The organism is Sporomusa intestinalis, from assembly GCF_055383785.1.
Window position 1 is genome coordinate 5,293,974 of the sequence record NZ_AP042390.1, and the last position, 16,940, is coordinate 5,310,913.

At 55.1% G+C, this 16,940-nt stretch carries 13 protein-coding genes; 1 reads left to right on the forward strand and 12 read right to left on the reverse strand.

Annotation, left to right across the window (positions count from 1 at the left end; genetic code table 11):
• Positions 1–44: 44 nt before the first annotated feature.
• Complete coding sequence (locus ACZ481_RS24560) at positions 45–1,679, reverse strand: DAK2 domain-containing protein (RefSeq protein WP_464767971.1); 1,635 nt, start codon at positions 1,677–1,679, stop codon at positions 45–47.
• A gap of 21 nt (positions 1,680–1,700) precedes the next feature.
• Entirely contained in the window at positions 1,701–2,540 is an 840-nt protein-coding gene (locus tag ACZ481_RS24565) for a DegV family protein (RefSeq protein WP_464767972.1), read from the reverse strand.
• 268 nt (positions 2,541–2,808) lie between these two features.
• On the opposite strand from ACZ481_RS24565, the gene ACZ481_RS24570 reads away from it, so the two are divergent.
• Entirely contained in the window at positions 2,809–4,953 is a 2,145-nt protein-coding gene (locus tag ACZ481_RS24570; protein WP_464767973.1) for a cell division FtsA domain-containing protein, read from the forward strand.
• Positions 4,954–5,060: 107 nt separating this feature from the next.
• On the opposite strand, the gene ACZ481_RS24575 is transcribed toward ACZ481_RS24570, so the two are convergent.
• The 10 genes from ACZ481_RS24575 to ACZ481_RS24620 all read right to left on the reverse strand — a co-directional run bounded on the left by ACZ481_RS24575 (position 5,061) and on the right by ACZ481_RS24620 (position 16,918).
• Positions 5,061–6,086 carry a GGDEF domain-containing protein gene (locus ACZ481_RS24575; protein WP_464767974.1) on the reverse strand — a complete coding sequence of 342 codons (1,026 nt, stop codon included), beginning with the start codon at positions 6,084–6,086 and terminating at the stop codon, positions 5,061–5,063.
• 205 nt (positions 6,087–6,291) lie between these two features.
• Positions 6,292–7,605, reverse strand: a complete 1,314-nt coding sequence (gene hemL, locus ACZ481_RS24580) for a glutamate-1-semialdehyde 2,1-aminomutase (RefSeq protein WP_464767975.1) — start codon at positions 7,603–7,605, stop codon at positions 6,292–6,294.
• A gap of 12 nt (positions 7,606–7,617) precedes the next feature.
• Positions 7,618–8,583: a porphobilinogen synthase gene (hemB, locus tag ACZ481_RS24585; RefSeq protein WP_464767976.1), complete on the reverse strand. Its 966-nt coding sequence runs from the start codon at positions 8,581–8,583 to the stop codon at positions 7,618–7,620.
• A gap of 2 nt (positions 8,584–8,585) precedes the next feature.
• Complete coding sequence (gene cobA, locus ACZ481_RS24590) at positions 8,586–10,103, reverse strand: uroporphyrinogen-III C-methyltransferase (RefSeq protein ID WP_464767977.1); 1,518 nt, start codon at positions 10,101–10,103, stop codon at positions 8,586–8,588.
• A 51-nt stretch (positions 10,104–10,154) separates the two neighbouring features.
• A complete protein-coding gene (gene hemC, locus ACZ481_RS24595) occupies positions 10,155–11,087 on the reverse strand; it encodes a hydroxymethylbilane synthase (protein ID WP_464767978.1) in 933 nt (310 codons plus the stop codon).
• Positions 11,050–12,405 (reverse strand): glutamyl-tRNA reductase, encoded by a 1,356-nt coding sequence (gene hemA / locus ACZ481_RS24600; RefSeq protein ID WP_464767979.1) that lies wholly within the window; start codon positions 12,403–12,405, stop codon positions 11,050–11,052. The genes hemC and hemA overlap by 38 nt, the downstream gene beginning before the upstream one ends.
• Positions 12,374–13,018: a precorrin-2 dehydrogenase/sirohydrochlorin ferrochelatase family protein gene (locus ACZ481_RS24605; protein WP_464767980.1), complete on the reverse strand. Its 645-nt coding sequence runs from the start codon at positions 13,016–13,018 to the stop codon at positions 12,374–12,376. The genes hemA and ACZ481_RS24605 overlap by 32 nt, the downstream gene beginning before the upstream one ends.
• A 102-nt stretch (positions 13,019–13,120) precedes the next feature.
• Positions 13,121–14,935, reverse strand: coding sequence for a penicillin-binding protein 2 (gene mrdA / locus ACZ481_RS24610; protein WP_464767981.1), 1,815 nt, complete (start codon positions 14,933–14,935; stop codon positions 13,121–13,123).
• 130 nt (positions 14,936–15,065) lie between these two features.
• Positions 15,066–16,475 carry an LCP family protein gene (locus tag ACZ481_RS24615; protein WP_464767982.1) on the reverse strand — a complete coding sequence of 470 codons (1,410 nt, stop codon included), beginning with the start codon at positions 16,473–16,475 and terminating at the stop codon, positions 15,066–15,068.
• Positions 16,476–16,618: 143 nt separating this feature from the next.
• Entirely contained in the window at positions 16,619–16,918 is a 300-nt protein-coding gene (locus ACZ481_RS24620; RefSeq protein WP_464767983.1) for an MTH1187 family thiamine-binding protein, read from the reverse strand.
• Positions 16,919–16,940 lie beyond the last annotated feature (22 nt).

The window sequence follows — 16,940 nt, forward strand, 5'->3', positions numbered from 1 at the left end:
CAGTGTCGTCGCCGATAGCAAAAGATAGCTATTATGAGACCGCTTCATTCTACACTGATAATAAACTGATAATGCGGTTGTCCGCCAAAGTACACCTCGATCTCAACGCCGCTTAAAGTTTCCTGCAGCACGCCGGCCAGGGCCTGCGCCTCGGCTTCGGCCAGTCCGGCCCCGTAATACAGGCTGATCATTCCGGCCTCAGGCCTGTTCAAATGTTCTACCAGCGCGGTGAGCGCCCCCTGCAGACTGTCGGCCCAAACGGCAACGCGGCCTTCGATTACGCCGATAAACGAACCGGCCGGGACGGTCTGGCCCCGGACCTGTGAATCACGGACAGCAATGGTCACACTGCCGGCCTTAACGGTTGTCTGGGCCTCAGTCATCAGGGCGATATTGGCCTCAAGATCACGTTCCGGATCAAAAGCCATTACGGCAGCCAGGCCTTGCGGCACATTAACCGTCGGTATAATCGCCACTTTGTCGCCTAACAGCTTCTTGGCCTGGGCAGCGGCCAGCACGATATTTTTGTTGTTCGGCAAAATAATATATTTTTCGGCCGGTCCGTTATGAACAGCGGCTATAAACTCCTCAACCGGCGGATTCATCGTTTGCCCGCCGGCAATAACACCGGCTCCCAGCTGGCGCATAATCTCGGTAAGGCCTGTTCCCGATACAACGCTGATCACTGCCAGGCCGGCCTTGGCCGGCAGTGGCTCGGCCGCCGCATTAAATGCGGCCGGCGGCTCGTTCCGGACGGTTTCCCGGTGCTGGTCGGCCATATTGTCAATCTTAATATCATGAAGGGTTCCCCAGGCAATAGCCGACTCCAGTACGGCCCCGGGGTGAGCGGTATGAATATGGACCTTTAGCACACTCTCCCCCTGGGCCAGGACCAGCGAGTCTCCCATCTGCTCCAGCTGCCGTTTGACCTCACTCAGCCCGGCCGTAAACCGCTTGACAATAAACTCGGTGCAGTAAGGATGGGCGATGTTCGTTTCGGCCACTACGGCCGGTACAGTCAGCGTGCGGCCAAAATCGGCCTCAGGTCCGCTGAAACGGCCTTCCAGCCCTTCCAGGCAGCCGGTGAGGAACACGATCAGGCCCTGGCCGCCGGCATCGACAACCCCGGCCGCTTTGAGTGCCGGTAACAGCTCCGGTGTGCGTTTAAGCTCCTCCTGGCCGGCGCGGATGGCCTCGCTGAGGATATCAGCAAAGGCCAGCCGTTCGCGGACCGCCCGGTGCGCCCCTTTGGCGATGCCCTTAGCCACCGTCAGGATTGTACCCTCCACCGGCCTGGCAACAGCCCGGTAGGCGTAGAGCACTCCATACTGAAACGCTTTGCCGACCTCGGCCGAGGTTGCTTTATCTTTGCCGGACAGGCCCCGGGCTATCCCCCGCAGCAGCTGGGACAAAATAACACCGGAATTGCCCCGCGCGCCCATAATCGCGCTGTCCGCCGCCCGGCGGGAAAGCGAGCCGGTCCCTTCATCCGGCGCTTCGGCAACCGCTTTCGCCACCGCCCCCAGGGTCAGCAGCATATTGGTGCCTGTATCGCCGTCAGGCACAGGGAAGACATTTAAACTGTTAATATATTCGTGTTCGCGCATAAAGGCACTATAGGCACCGGCGATCATACGGCGAAAATCTTTTCCGTCAATTACATCAAGACTTGACTGCATACCTTTACCCCCTCGGAGAAGTTATTCACACTTATGCTGAAATATCAGGCCTATAATCCCCGGCCCTAAGTGTGCTCCCAAACAGGAGCCGATGCTGGTCAGCGATACAGGTACACCGGGATATTGCTGTTTGACTTTATCATATACTTCCCTGGCGATAGCCGGTGCCTCACCATGGGCAACACCAATATATTCAAGCTCCCCATATTGCTTCAGTTCCTCAAGCATGCGCGCCAAAGCCCGCGGCCTGGTCCGGACTTTATCCAGCACCTGCACTTTGCCGGCACGCAGTGTAAGGATTGGCTTGATTTGGAGAATCGAGCCGAATAATACGGCCGCGCCGCCAATCCGGCCGCCTTTATGGAGATACTCCAGTGAGTCAGGCATAAACAAGGTATGGGTAGCATCCGCCATTGCCTGGAGCCGCCGGGCAATCGTACTGGCCGACTGGCCTGCCGCCGCCATCGCCAGAGCAGCCTCAGCCATTTTTACCATGCCAATAGCCGAGGTACAGGAATCAATCACATGAATCTCGCAGCCTTTAAAATCCCGGGCGGCAGCCAGGGCGCCATTGACAGTTCCGCTCAGACCGCCGGAAACTCCGATCATAATAAGGTCGTTCCCGTCGGCTGCCGGCGCAAAGGCAGCGGCAAAATCACCCGGAGCCGGTTGCGAAGTCCGCGGATGAAGCCCCTTTTCCCGGACAAGCTGAAATAGCTCCTCCGCGCTTAGCTCCGGTTCATTCCACACACAGTCGCCCAGTATAACCTTCAGCGGTACAATGTGGAGATTGGGATAAGCGGCCAGTACCTCGGGCGAGGCATTAGCCGTGCTGTCCAGCACTATATGTATATTTGACAACTTTCGTAAACTCCTCTCTTAATACCTAAACTATATTTTACCAAATAATCCGGCGCAAATACATAAAAATATACCGGATTCAGCTCGCAAAAAGCATAAAACAAATACGATAATCTTATCTTTTCTGACAGGAAACAAGCTGTACGGCAGCGAAAATACCACTAAAATACAAGTTTATGCAGCCTACTGATGCCCACTATGAGGCGACCCCTGTTGCGCAAACAATCGCCCAGGCGGAGTATTCGCAAGCTGCCGTAAGGAGTACCTAATGGATGATGATAACCAACTTCTTTTTGCATTAGATATCGGTACGCGCAGTGTCGTTGGCTTAGTCGGCAAAACGGAAAACGGAATAATTAAACTCGTGGCTGCGGATCGTGAGGAGCACCATACCCGGGCGATGCTGGACGGCCAGATTCATGATGTGCAGGAAGTGGCGGGAGTTCTGGCCGCAGTGAAAGCGCGTTTAGAGATCAGCACCGGTCCGCTGTCCAGGGTTGCCGTAGCGGCTGCCGGCCGCGCCCTGTGCACTCTGCGGGGCAGTGCAGAGCTGGAAACGGCGGCCCGCGGCACCCTCACCCCGGACGATGAACGCTCACTGGAACTGGCTGCAGTTCAGGCGGCCCAGGCAGAACTTGCCACCTCAGGCACCATAGCGGACCCTGCCGGGTATTACTGTGTTGGCTATAGTGTTGTCAGCTTTACTTTGGATTCCAGCCGTATTAAGAGTCTGGTTGGCCAGCGGGGCAAACGCGCCGGTATCGAGGTAATCGCCACCTTTTTACCCCGGCAGGTAATTGATTCTCTGCAGTCAGCCATCCAGTCCGTCGGTCTGGAAATGTCGACCCTCACCCTGGAGCCAATTGCGGCAATTAATGCCCTGATTCCCTCCACGATGCGCCATCTTAATCTGGTACTGGTCGATGTTGGGGCCGGTACATCCGATGTGGCCATTACCCGTGATGGCTCGGTAGTTGCCTATGGCATGGTGCCTTTTGCCGGTGATGAGATTACGGAAACCATATCCCAGCACTTTCTCCTGGATTTTAACATCGCCGAAACCGTAAAACGTCAGCTTGGCGGCAAAGCCAGGAAGCTGGCCTTTACCGATGTGCTGGGCATGACTCGCAAATTGCCGGCTAAAGATATTATTATGGCCATGACCCCGAAGGTAGGCGAATTAGCGCAGGCCATCGCCACTGAGATTCTGACTCTCAATACGGCCCCGCCGCAGGCCGTCCTGCTGGTGGGCGGCGGCGCGCTGACGCCGCTGCTGCCTGAGGCCCTCGCCCAGGCACTGGACATACCACAGGCCCGGGTAGCTATCCGCCGCCCCGATTCCATGGCCGGGTTTATCGACATACCGGCAGAGTTATGCACCCCTGATGCCGTAACCCCCCTCGGCATTCTGAAACTGGCCGGGGGCCGCGCCTTAAATTTTATTAATGTCTTCGTAAACAAGCGGCCGGTCAGGCTTTTCAACCTCAGCCGCCTGACGGTAGCTGACGCCCTGTTAGTGGCAGGGATTGACATCAGAGCTTTGCGTGGCCGGCCCGGCATGGCCCTGACCATTACGGTCAACGGGGAAACCCGTTTTATTGCCGGCAGCCATGGCACTCCCGGCCAGGTATTGCTGAATAGTCAGCCAACCCCGCTGACCGGCGTCTTACAGGACCAGGATAGGCTGGAGGTTACACTCGGCGCCGACGGCACAGAACCAAGACCGTTGCTGGCCGAGGTAGTGACAATGCCGGAACCGTTATCGATCCGGATCGATGGCCACGATTATACAGTCAGCCCGCCCGTAACCGTCAACGGCCAGCCGGCAACAGCAGCCACGGTGTTAGGTGATCGCGATCAGATTGTTGCTCCTTCCAGCCTTACCCTGCTGCAGGCCCTCCAGCTTCTGGATCTTAACCCTGAGCCGGCTGAATACAGCTACCAGGTCAACGGCACCCTGCGCGCCTATAAAGTCTGGCCTAAATATACCATAAACGAGACACTGGCAGCACTTGACCAAGTATTACATACAGGGGATGCAGTAGCAACTCTCCAGCTGCCGCCGCCTACGCTGGCGGAGGTGCTGGGGCTTAATCCCCCTGAGCTTGAGCCGGCCATCAGTGTACTGTTTAATGGTGTGAATTGCCCGGTCCCCATCCGCCGCCATACAGTCAGGGTTAACGGCCGCCCGGCTGAACCGGCTGAACCGGCGCCGCCCGGCAGTGCTATTGAATTGATCACCGCCGCTGATCCTCAGCCCTTAATCAGCGATGTGCTGCTGGCTGCCGATTTTGATCCCTTGAGCCTGCCTGCCGCCAAAAAAGTAACGGTTCTGTTGAATGGATTGCCCACTGAATTTACAGCCTGTGTTAAAAACAAAGACAAAGTGGACATTGACATTAAGGCATACTAATAAAATAAAGGTAAATCACACGGGACTGTGACGCACGTCACAGTCCCGCACTGCTCGCCCCCGCTAAAGGCCGTAAGCGATAGAAGGCAAAAGGGATTTATCAGCAGCTAAAATACAACACACCGGTTGCGGCCTTGCTTTTTGGCGCGATACAGAGCGCTGTCCGCCTCGCGGAACGCGTCCTGACAGGCGGCGCTTGGATTTTTGCAGGACACGCCGATACTAATAGTAATCTTAACCGGCTCGCCATTATGAAAGAAATTGCAATTAGCTACCTGATACCTGAGGCGCTCAGCAATCTTAAGCCCCAGTTCCAGGGCTGTACCCGGCAACACCAGGGCAAACTCTTCGCCGCCATAGCGAAAGGCCATATCCTTACTGCGAATGCCGATTCTGATAATATTGCCGACAGTTGTCAGCACCTGGTCACCAAACAGGTGACCGTATGTATCATTGAGTTTTTTAAAGTGGTCAATATCAATCACTAACAACACATATTGCGGTAAATCAGCGGTTTTTTCCAGATAGGCCCGGTGATTCAGCAGGCCTGTCAGCCCATCGGTATGCGCCATCGCATAATGGTGGGCATTTTGCCGCTTAAGCTCGGCAATTTGACCTTCGTGCTGCATTTGCATTTCCATGACATTGCGCATATGGAGGGCCGTGATCGACAAAACGGCGAACCCCATCACATTATAAGCCGTTTCCAGTAAAAAAGCAGCAGCTACAAAATCAGCCCTGATTATATTGGCTGTCAGATATACCAGGGAAATAGCGATAGTCATCCGCATAGCCCGGTCCCGGCCCACCTTCAGGACCATTTGCATTAACAGCAGATGGTACAACACATTGCTGTATAATGCCCCCGCCAGCGTCAGGCCGGCGCACAGTGACAGGTTGACGGCCAGCTCGCCCAGTTTGGGCTTACTCCGCCGCCAGGACAATATAATATTATACATGGTATAAGCAGAGCTTAGCACAACAATAACAGCCCAGTGCGGCCCTGGATTGAGCACTGCGGCCACCAGGGTAAACACGGCTGAAATACTGCTTATTCGCCTGGTTATAATCTGCAGCTGCGAGGCAGAATCACCCCATTCGCCCGCAGCATGGACACGGTTTATCGCACTCATTCCCCTAAACCCCTTTACAATCCAGGAGCAGAATTGGCATCTCTAGTAATATATTATCTTACTAATCACATGAAATGTAAAGGTTTTGCATGGTTTAAGCAACAAAATAATAACGCAATTTTCTGTTAATTATAACAAAATTCGCCAAAAAAGTGATTCCCATGCTCAATGCAGCAATAACATGGGAATCACTACTTCCTGAACTTTATTGCTTACGATAATACTCGGCCACTTTGGCAAAAGCATGGCCGCTGGCCGCAATCGTGGCGCCAATGTCGGCATGGGTATGAGCGCCGGACATAAAGGCAGCTTCAAACTGGGATGGCGCCAGATAAACGCCCTGCTCCAGCATGGCATGGAAAAACACAGTAAAAGCAGCTGTATCGGCGCGTTTGGCACTATTATAATCATATACCGGCTTATCACTAAGGAACAGCCCAAACATGGAGCCGGCCTGATGAAACTGGAAGCTGAAACCAAAGGCCTCGGCCTGGGCCTGCATGCCGGCACACAACGCAGCCGTCATGGTTGTCACCTTCTCATAAAAATCGGGATTCTCCACCAGCAGCCGCAAGGTGGCAATTCCGGCCGTCATGGCCAGGGGGTTGCCGCTCAGCGTTCCGGCCTGATATACCGGGCCGGCCGGGGCGATAAGCCCCATAATATCGCGCCGCCCGCCATAGGCGCCAACCGGCAGGCCGCCCCCGATGACCTTGCCGAGACAAGTCAGGTCGGGGGTAATATTATAGACCTCCTGGGCCCCCCCGTAGGCCACCCGGAAACCGGACATGACCTCGTCAAAAATCAGCAGGGCACCATAGCGCTCCGTCAGCGCCCGAACCTGTTCGAGATAGCCGGGCCGGGGCAGCACCAACCCCATGTTACCGGGAACAGGTTCAATAATTACGGCGGCAATATCCTCGCCGTGTTGGCCGAACAGTTCTGTCAAACCCTGAATATCGTTATATTCTGCAGTCAGGGTATTGCCGGCAATACTTTCCGGCACCCCCGGGCTGTCAGGCACCCCCAGGGTAGTGGCCCCTGAACCCGCCTTGACCAGCAGGCTGTCATGATGACCATGGTAACAACCGGCAAATTTTACGGTCTTACTGCGTTTTGTGTAAGCCCGTGCCAGCCTGAGCACGCTCATAGTGGCTTCGGTGCCGGAGTTGACACAGCGGACAAGCTCCATGGACGGGACGGCTTCGCTAATCAGGCGAGCCAGTTCGGTTTCTAACAGGGTGGGGGCTCCATAGCTGGTTCCCCGCGCTAGAGCCTCTTTTAACTCACCGACAACCTCAGGGTGGGCATGGCCTAAAATCATTGGCCCCCAGGAACCGACATAATCAATATAGCTGTTGCCGTCAATATCATAAATACGGCTGCCGGCCGCTTTGGCAATAAAGGGCGGCGTGCCGCCAACACCACGGAACGAACGGACAGGGCTGTTGACACCGCCGGGAATATACTGCTTGGCCTCAGCAAAGGCTTTATCTGATTTATCCAGTTTGAATGCCATTGTTTCTCCTCCCTACAACCAGCGTACAGCATCTAAGGCATGATAGGTAATAATCATATCCGCACCGGCCCGCTTCATGCCGGTAAGAGTTTCCATGACCAGGCGCGGTTCATCAATCAGACCCTGGGCCGCCGCCACCTTAACCATGGCATATTCGCCACTGACATTATAGGCGGCCACAGGCAGCAGGAACTTATCCTTTACCTGGCGGACAATATCAAGATAAGCCAGGGCCGGCTTAACAATAATAATATCCGCCCCTTCGGCAACATCAAGCGCCACTTCCTTCAGGGCTTCCCGCGCATTAGCCGGGTCCATCTGGTAGGCCCGGCGGTCGCCAAACTGCGGCGACGAGTCGGCGGCATCCCGGAAGGGCCCGTAGTAGCCGGAGGCATATTTGGCCGAATAGGACATAATGCTGACATCACTGCAGCCCGAACGGTCCAGCAGTTCCCGGATAGCGGCGACCCTGCCGTCCATCATATCCGACGGCGCGACCATATCGGCCCCTGCCTGGGCATGGCTGACCGCCACTGCGGCTAAGAGCGGCAGGGTCGGATCATTATCCACTGTATCGCCGTTCAGCAGGCCGCAATGGCCATGATCGGTATATTGGCACAAACAGACATCGGTAATGACAACAAGCGCAGGCAGGGCTTGCTTAATGGCCATAACCGCCTGCTGCACCGGGCTGTTCATATCCCAGGCACTGCTGCCACGCGCATCCTTGTAGGCCGGCAGGCCAAAAACCAGTATGGCCGGAATCCCCGCGGCATAAACCTGTCTGGCGATGTCAACAGCCATATCGGGCGACAGATGATAATTGCCCGGCAAAGAAGCAATCTCTTTTTTAATTTTCGTGCCAGGGACAACAAACAACGGATAGATAAGATCAGCCGCCGCGAGTGCCGTCTCCCGCACCATGCTGCGGATGCCGCCGGAGACTCGCAGTCGCCGGGGACGCTGAACAATAGCCATATTTACTCCTCCCTGTACATGGCCGTAATGGCCGCAATTAAGCCTTTAATGGTATATTCCTCGGCAATAACATCGGGTGTAATGCCATGGGCCAGACAGGTCTCGGCCGTGATGGGGCCGATTGCCGCCACCTTGGCTTTAGCAATAAGCCCGGACCCCGCAGGGCCCAGCAGGGCCAGCAGGTTAGTTACGGTTGATGAGCTGGTGAAGGTAACAAGTTCAATCTCGCCCCGGTTCAGCTTGGCCGCCAGTTCCTGCCCGTCCGTATCGCCGGCCAGGGTCCGGTACGCGGGGACTACATCAACCTGGGCCCCCTGTTCTGCCAGCTTTACCGGCAGAATATCCCGCGCTATCAAAGCCCGGGGAATCAACACCTTTACGCCGGGTTTTATGTAAGGGCCTAAGGCCTCAACGACGCCCTCGGCCCGGAACTCAGCCGGAACAATATCGGCCGCAATACCGTAATTTCTCAGCAGCTTCGCTGTGGGCAAGCCGATGGCAGCCACCTTGGCCGCAATCGCTCTGGTATCCAGTCCGGCAGCCGTCAACCGGTTGAAGAAATGCGCAACGCCGTTAACACTGGTAAAAATCAGCCAGTCATATTCTTTTAGCCTGGCAATGGCCTCATCCAGGGGACCATAGCTTTCAGGCGGAACAATCTTAATGGCCGGGGCTTCTATACAGCAGGCGCCCCGCTTGGCCAAACCGGCCGTAAGCACGCTGGCCTGTTCACGGGCCCTGGTCACAAGTATCTTTTTGCCGAACAGCAGTTTATTGTCGAACCAGGCCAGTTTATCCCGTAAAGCAACCACATGGCCGACAATAAAGATCGCCGGCGGTTTCAAGCCCCTGGCGGCAACAGCGGCAGCCGCCTGGCCAACAGTGGTTACCAGTACTTCCTGCTCAGGTTTGGTGCCCCAGCGAATAACAGCCGCCGGCGTATCAGCCGGGCGGCCATGCTCTATCAGCTTACCGGTAATGTAGGGCAGATTCTCCACCCCCATCAGGAATACCAGGGTATCTACGGCAGTCGCCAATTTATCCCATTTGATTGTCGACTCGGCCTTGGCAGGATCTTCGTGGCCGGTAATGACGGCAAACGAGGTGGCAATCCCCCGGTGTGTTACCGGAATGCCGGCATAGGCCGGTACGGAAATAGCCGAGGTAATGCCAGGCACGACCTCAAAAGGAATATTATGCGCCAGCAGTGTTAACGCTTCTTCGCCGCCGCGGCCGAAAACGAAGGGATCGCCGCCTTTAAGGCGGACAACCGTTTTCTGCGCCCCGGCTTTATCCACCAGCAGCTGGTTAATGTCCTCCTGCCGCATGGTATGGTCGCTTGAGGCTTTACCGACATAAACAAGCTCAACCTCCGGCCGGGCATGCGCCAGCAGACGGTCGTCAGCCAGCCGGTCATATACGATGACATCGGCCTCTTTAATACATTCAATGGCCTTTATGCTAATCAGCCCGTAGTCACCGGGACCGGCACCGACTAAATAAACAATTCCCTGGTTCATTGGCATCCCCCTTACCCCTACATACTGATCTATATAACAGCCCTTAAAGAATTATTGGGCGGCAAATAGCCGGGCCAGTATTTCCCGCCCGCCATTGTCCAACATGCGCACCGCCAGTGCCTGTCCCAGCACCGCCGCTTCGGCCGGACTGCCACAGGCCGTGTCCCGAACCACTTCTTGGCCGTCAGGCGACATAATAACCGCATTCAGGCGGAGCTGACCCTCCCGGTCAAGCTGACCGTAAACCCCGATCGGGATCTGGCAGCCGCCTTCAACCTCAGCCAGAAAACTCCGTTCGGCCAGCGTAGCCTGACAGGTTGGCGCATGATTCAGGAATTGCAGCAGGGCCAGGGTGTCCGTATCGTCAGCCCGGGCTTCCAGGGCCAGCGCTCCCTGGCCGACGGCAGGCAGACAAATATCCTGCGGCAGGATTTGCGTAATCTGTGCATCCCAGCCCAGGCGTTTGAGCCCGGCCACTGCCAGCAGGATAGCGTCAAGATTTTCTGTTGTCAGCTTCTTCAGCCGCGTATCCAGGTTGCCGCGCAGGTCCACAATCACAAGGTCAGGCCGGGCATTCAGCAGCTGCGCTTTGCGCCGGAGGCTTGAGGTCCCGACCCGGGCGTTAACAGGCAGATTGGCCAGTGTTTTATAGACCGGGCTAATCAGGGCGTCACCGGGGTCAAGCCGGTCGGTCACTGCCGCCAGCACCAGGCCGGCCGGCAGTTCAGTGGGCATATCTTTCAGGCTGTGCACTGCCAGGTCGATTTCGCCGCTCAGCATAGCCATTTCCAGTTCTTTCGTAAACAGTCCTTTGCCGCCGATCTTCGCCAATGGCACATCGAGGATCCGGTCGCCTGTTGTTACCATATTCTTGAGGACAATTTCCACTTCCGGATAACGCGTCCGCAGACAGGCCGCCACATAATTGGCCTGCCACAAGGCCAGCTTACTGCCGCGCGTACCGATGACAAGTTTTTGTTTCACTGTGTTGTTCCTCTCCTAAATAGTCTTCCTGTTCCCGTGCTATTTCCAGCGCAATATCCAGCTTAAACAGTTTCCGGAGAGCATCCTGATAATGATACTCCTTGTCGGTGCCGGCCGCTTCGTTCAGCCTGACAATCGGGTCGCGGAGCAGCTTTCTCACAATCATTCTTGACATATTTTCAAATATCTTGCGCTCGTCGGCGGTAATATCGGGCAGCTTGGCCATGGCCCGCTTAATTTCCCGCTGCCTGATGCGCTCGGCCTTGTCGGTCAGCCGCACCAGGGTTGGCTGATACGATAAATAACGGAACCTTTCAATAATTCCGGCCATCTCTTCATCAATCAGCTTTTCGGCTTCAACAGCCTCCTGCTCCCGCCCCCGCAGATTTGATTCCACAACCGCTTCCAGGTCGTCAATATTGTATAAGGACGCACCGGCAATGGCCCCGACCTCAGGCTCGATATCGCGCGGTACGGCGATATCGATAAACAGGATCGGCCGGCCCTGCCGCTTGGGCATAAGGTGGGCCACATCCCAGGCATGGATGATATAGTGAGGCGCACCGGTGGAAGTAATAATAATATCGGCCTCAACGGCTGACTGCATAAAATTCTCAAACGGTACGGCCACCCCGCGGAACTTGACCGCCAGGGCAGCAGCCCTGTCATAGTTGCGGTTTGACACAAAAACTGTTTTAACGCCGCTGGCCACAAGATGTTTGGCCGTCAGTTCACTCATTTCGCCGGCTCCCAGCACCAGGACATTGGTAGCTGACAAATCGCCCAGTACCTTTTTAGCCAGTTCGACCGCCGCATAGCTGACAGAAACAGCATTGTAGGCAATCCGGGTCGTTGTCCTGACTTTTTTGCCGACAGCAATCGCCCTGTTGAACAAGGTGTTCAGCACGGTGCTGGTGGTGCCGGCCGTCCGGGCCATGGCATAGGCGGTCTTTACCTGACTTAAGATCTGCCCTTCCCCCAGCACCAGGGAATCGAGGCTGGCACTGACCCGGAACAAATGCCGGATACATTCCTCCTGCTGAAAATAAAACAGATAATCATAGCTTGTCTCAGCTAATACACCCGGGGCCATATGATCGAGAAACTCCTGCATAACCGGCAGGGCATCATCCGCCTCCTCAACAACCGCATACATCTCCGTACGGTTACAGGTAGACAAAATAACGCATTCCCGGATATCATCATATTCGGGAAGACGCTTATACGCTGCTTTGATTTTTTCCTCAGAAAAGGAGAAGCATTCCCTGACCTCTACCGGGGCAGTTCTATGATTCAGGCCCAGTACAACAAGCTGCATGTCGTATTCTCTCCTCCGCCTCGCTAAACTTACCATTTTTAATTAAGTTCAGCGCCTCATTGTCAATCGTCTCACGCCAAAATTTTTCCCGCTTTTTCGCTGTTGACAGACGGTCCTTGATCTCAGGCCGCAATTTGGCGATCAGTGTCAGGTAGTGGCCATATTCCGGACCATACCGGGCAGCAATATCCTCTTTCAGGCGCCTGGCCAAAGCAGGGCTGCCGCCGCCTGTCGAAACGGTAATGAGTAAATCGCCGTGCGCAATATGGGCCGGCACGTAAAAGTCAGACAGTTCAGGCGCATCCGCACAGTTTACCAGCGCCCCGGCGGCCCGCGCCGCGGCCGCGGCCTGCCGGTTGACCTCAGGCTGATCGGTAGCGCAAAATACGAGAAAAAAATTATATAAATCCCCCGGGGCATACACACGCGGCACCCAGGTCAGATGCCTGGCCTCGACCAGGCTGGCCAGACCGGGTGCAAGCAGCGGACTAAATACGGTCACTTGCGCCTCAGCTGCCGCAAGCAGCGTCACTTTTCGCGCTGCAACCGCACCGCCGCCGACAACAGCGCACCGCCGCCCGGCTAATTTAAGATTGATCGGGTATAACTCCATTCATTTCACGTCCCGGATGAGTTATGGTACCATCAACATCTTATCATATTTCGCGGCCAAATGGTAATTTTCCTTTTGACATAAATAAAATAATGAACCAGGCTAATCTGTTCTGTCGGACGGCGGCAGGGCTTTACCCGGTATGGAAAAATACGACTCCAGTATCCGCCTGGCAACAGGGGCCGCAGCCATAGACCCCTCCCCCCCGTCTTCAACAAAAACAGCCACGGCAATTTCCGGGCTTTCCACCGGGGCATAGCAGGCAAACCAGGAATGAGTAGTGCCCCGCCCGGTTTCGGCCGAGCCGGATTTTCCGGCCACTGTTTGGGGGAACCCTTTAAAAGTGGCGGCCCCGGTACCGCTGACAGTAACAGCAATCATCCCCTGACGAATGGTGTCCCAGACCTCAGGCCGCAGATAGATTGTCCGCAGAATCTCAGGCTCCAGCTTTTCGGCCAGATTGCCGTCAGGAGTCAGCACCTTGTCAACAAGCATTGGCTTGTAAACCACACCGCCGGTGGCAGCCGCTACCGCCAGCAAAGCCTGCTGCAAAGGCGTCACCAGATAATACCCCTGGCCAATGGCGGCAATCAGGGTTTCGCCCGGATACCAGCCTTCGCCATAGGTAGCCTGTTTCCATTCGGTAGTCGGCACATTTCCTTTTTCTTCCCCGGCAAGCTTAATGCCTGACTTTTGACCAAAACCAAAGGTCAGAGCATAGGCAGCCAGATTGTCGGCCCCCAGGCGGCGGCCAAGCTCATAAAAAACCGGATCGCTCGACCAGGCCAGGGCGCCGCTGACGGTCAGTCTGCCCAGGCCTTTGGTATTCCAGCCATAAAAGCTCCAGCCGTTTAATACATATACCCCGCGGTCGTCAAAAATTTCCCCGGGGGTGGTCAGATTCAGCTCCAAGGCCGCAGCGGCTGTAACAATCTTAAATACCGAGGCCGGCGGATACGTATTCTGGATAGCCCGGTTGCTGAGCGGGGTATTGGGATTGGCAATCAGCCTGGTCCACTCCCGGCTGGAGATGCCGCCGGCGAAAACATTGGGATCAAAAGCCGGGTTGCTGGCCATGACCAGTACACCGCCTGTTTTTACGTCAAGAGCCACAATGGCCCCGCCTGTAGCCGGCTCGCCCAGGCTGCGGCTGGCTGTTAGCTGAACAGCCAAAGCTTCCTCCGCAGCCTTTTGCAGATTAGCATCAAGCGTCAATACCAGCCCCTGGCCGGGAATAGCTGTCCGGTCCCCCAGAGACCGCACTTCTTCCCCACCGGCATTGACTTCCAGCCTCAGGCCGCCGTCGGTGCCGCGCAAGACTTCTTCCCATTCCCGCTCCAGTCCATCCTTGCCCACCAAATCGGTGGGGCGAACTCCCTGACTTTTACGCCTGACATATTCCTCTTCGCCAATACTGCCGACAAACCCCAATACGTGAGCCGCCAGCTCGTTGTACAGATACTGCCTGACCGGAATAGCCTCAATGATCACGCCAGGCAGATAATCCTGCCGTTCCTCGACCTGGGCGATCATGGCGGCATTAATGTCCCGCTTGACCCGCACCGGGGTATACAGGAAGTCTTCGCTGCCTTGCAACAGCCGTTCAATCTCCGCGACAGGGATACCGGTAATCGTCGCCAACAGCGGGGTGCTCTCCTGCGGCTTTGTATATTCGCCGGGAATGATGGATATGGCAAAACTAGGCCGGTTGGTCACAATCACGGCCCCGTTCCGGTCATAGATTGTCCCTCTTGGTGCCTGAGCGGTAATTTGCCGGGTCCGGTTTTGTTCGGCGATTTTTTTATATTGCCCGCCCTGAAACAATTGCAGCCAAACCAGCCTAAGCACCAGTACGCCGATAATGCCGACGGCAATGAGGGCTAATATGCCAATCCGCCGGCTTTTCTCGTCCCACATATATGTCCCCTTTTCTTTAGGCCAATTCATATTACTTAGTATCCCGGATTAGGCAAAAAAAATAGCAACCTTGTGCCCGGCACTGGTTGCTATTGACCGCATTATTAAGAATTTCCGGCGGAAAATTCACTTATTGCAGATAATCTTTGCCGACTATCACCCTGACCGTGTCGGCTTTGCTTTCATCCCGGTTAACCTGCAGCGCATAGCGGAATGGCAGCCTTGTTAGCTTGCCGCTGGCTTCAGCGCCGTTGGCAATGACCACCGTATTTCGGCTGACCGCTTTACTGCCGGCCACGCCAATCACATCATACCCCTGATCCCGGAGGGCCTCGGCCATTTTTTCCCCGGCCTCCGGCACACCACTGGCATTGACCACTTCAAACCGCAGCTTGCCGCCGGCTGCCGGCGCTTTAGGTTTGCCGGTTTCTTTGGGCTTGTCGGTTTCTTTAGCCTTATCGGCTTCTTTAGACTTATCCGGAGCTTTGGGATCGGTAATCGCTTTTGGTTTGGGGTCTTTTACCTCCTCCGGCTTTTTCGGCACATCAACGATTTTCATTTCCTGCGGCACAGACCGTTCATACTGAGCCGCGGTGGAGCGGGCGGCAGCCACAAACTTGGCATCGGCAGTCATGCCCTGGGTAAAAATCACATAATTTCGCAATGCAATGATATCAGGCAGCCAATAACTGATATCGGCAATATAGGCCGGTTTTCCCGGCACCATATCCGCCTTTAGGCCGGCCTTGGACGCATCATTCAACAGTTTTGCCAGATTCAGCATTTCTGCGGTTGTCATATCAGTGTCAATAGCTGCGTTTACTTCCCGGATAATGCCCGGTATCCGCGGCAGAATGAACGGGCTGCTGGCTTCTTTGAGCATCGCTTTGATAAACTTCTGCTGGCGCTCAATCCGGCCAATGTCGCCCTCTTCGTCGCGGTAGCGAACGTATTTGATTGCAGTCCTGCCGTCCATTTTCTGCAGACCGGGCTTAAGGTCAATCAACAGGTTGTCATAGGGATCTTCATAATACATACGTTTTTCCACATCAACAGTGACACCGCCGACGGCGTCAACGATTTTATTAAAGGCCGCAAAGTTAATGATTGCATAATAATCCAGGGGGATGCCCAACAACTCTTCCACTGCCCGTTTTGACAGCTTATGGCCGCCTTCAGCATAGGCATGGTTAATCTTGTCCCAGCCGTAACCGGGGATTCTAACCCTGGTATCCCGGGGTATGGACAGCAGGGACACTTCTTTGGTGCCGGTGTCGACAGTAACGACGAACATCGTATCCGAACGGCCAACATCATCACTGCGCTCATCTACTCCCATTACCAGGATGTTGACTTTGTGCGGCAGTCCGGTTACATCCGCCCCTGCCTGCCGGGCTTTTTCAAAGGTACCGCCTGTTGACCAGTAATAGGTGGCGCCGGCCACAGTAATAAACAAAAGCAAGCAAAGGAGTATCAGTAAAAAACGGCTGCGCCGGTTTTTGCGCTGATCAACAAGCCGTTTTTCCAGGCGTGATGTCATAACACAATCACCCTTCCATCGTCTTTATATTACCTTTTATAACATAACAAGACAAGCCCCCTGTCGCCGGGGGCTTGTCTTGAAGTATAGCAAATTCTAGTTTAAAAGGTCAAGTATTTTTACGAAAAAGAACGGAACAAACATTACAGTTTGTCAGTAACAGCCTTGATTTTTCCTGCCATTGTCAATTCTTTGTCCCGTCTGTCGTCAATCCGGATTGCCGTCATAACCCGCTGGGCACCGCCCGTAAAAGGCACTTCATGCATTTGTCGAATAACCGCTAAAATCCGGTCTAGATCCCCCTCAATGACAGTTGCCATCGGCGTTAACTGATAGGCAAGATCCGGGGCTTGTTCGAGGACTTTGTGGCAGCCGGCCACAAAGTGACTGACACTGGGTGAGCCTGTCCCCAACGGGGCAATGGTAACTTCAACAACAGCCATATACTCATTCCTCCTCGCCTGA

What these genes read in the sequence shown, in the direction of transcription:
- hemL (WP_464767975.1), bottom strand. Translation starts at nt 7,605, where the DNA reads ATGGCATTCAAACTGGATAAATCAGATAAAGCCTTTGCTGAGGCCAAG.
- ACZ481_RS24615 (WP_464767982.1), bottom strand. Translation starts at nt 16,475, where the DNA reads ATGACATCACGCCTGGAAAAACGGCTTGTTGATCAGCGCAAAAACCGG.
- ACZ481_RS24560 (WP_464767971.1), bottom strand. Translation starts at nt 1,679, where the DNA reads ATGCAGTCAAGTCTTGATGTAATTGACGGAAAAGATTTTCGCCGTATG.
- ACZ481_RS24605 (WP_464767980.1), bottom strand. Translation starts at nt 13,018, where the DNA reads ATGGAGTTATACCCGATCAATCTTAAATTAGCCGGGCGGCGGTGCGCT.
- hemA (WP_464767979.1), bottom strand. Translation starts at nt 12,405, where the DNA reads ATGCAGCTTGTTGTACTGGGCCTGAATCATAGAACTGCCCCGGTAGAG.
- ACZ481_RS24620 (WP_464767983.1), bottom strand. Translation starts at nt 16,918, where the DNA reads ATGGCTGTTGTTGAAGTTACCATTGCCCCGTTGGGGACAGGCTCACCC.
- cobA (WP_464767977.1), bottom strand. Translation starts at nt 10,103, where the DNA reads ATGAACCAGGGAATTGTTTATTTAGTCGGTGCCGGTCCCGGTGACTAC.
- hemB (WP_464767976.1), bottom strand. Translation starts at nt 8,583, where the DNA reads ATGGCTATTGTTCAGCGTCCCCGGCGACTGCGAGTCTCCGGCGGCATC.
- ACZ481_RS24575 (WP_464767974.1), bottom strand. Translation starts at nt 6,086, where the DNA reads ATGAGTGCGATAAACCGTGTCCATGCTGCGGGCGAATGGGGTGATTCT.
- ACZ481_RS24570 (WP_464767973.1), top strand. Translation starts at nt 2,809, where the DNA reads ATGGATGATGATAACCAACTTCTTTTTGCATTAGATATCGGTACGCGC.
- mrdA (WP_464767981.1), bottom strand. Translation starts at nt 14,935, where the DNA reads ATGTGGGACGAGAAAAGCCGGCGGATTGGCATATTAGCCCTCATTGCC.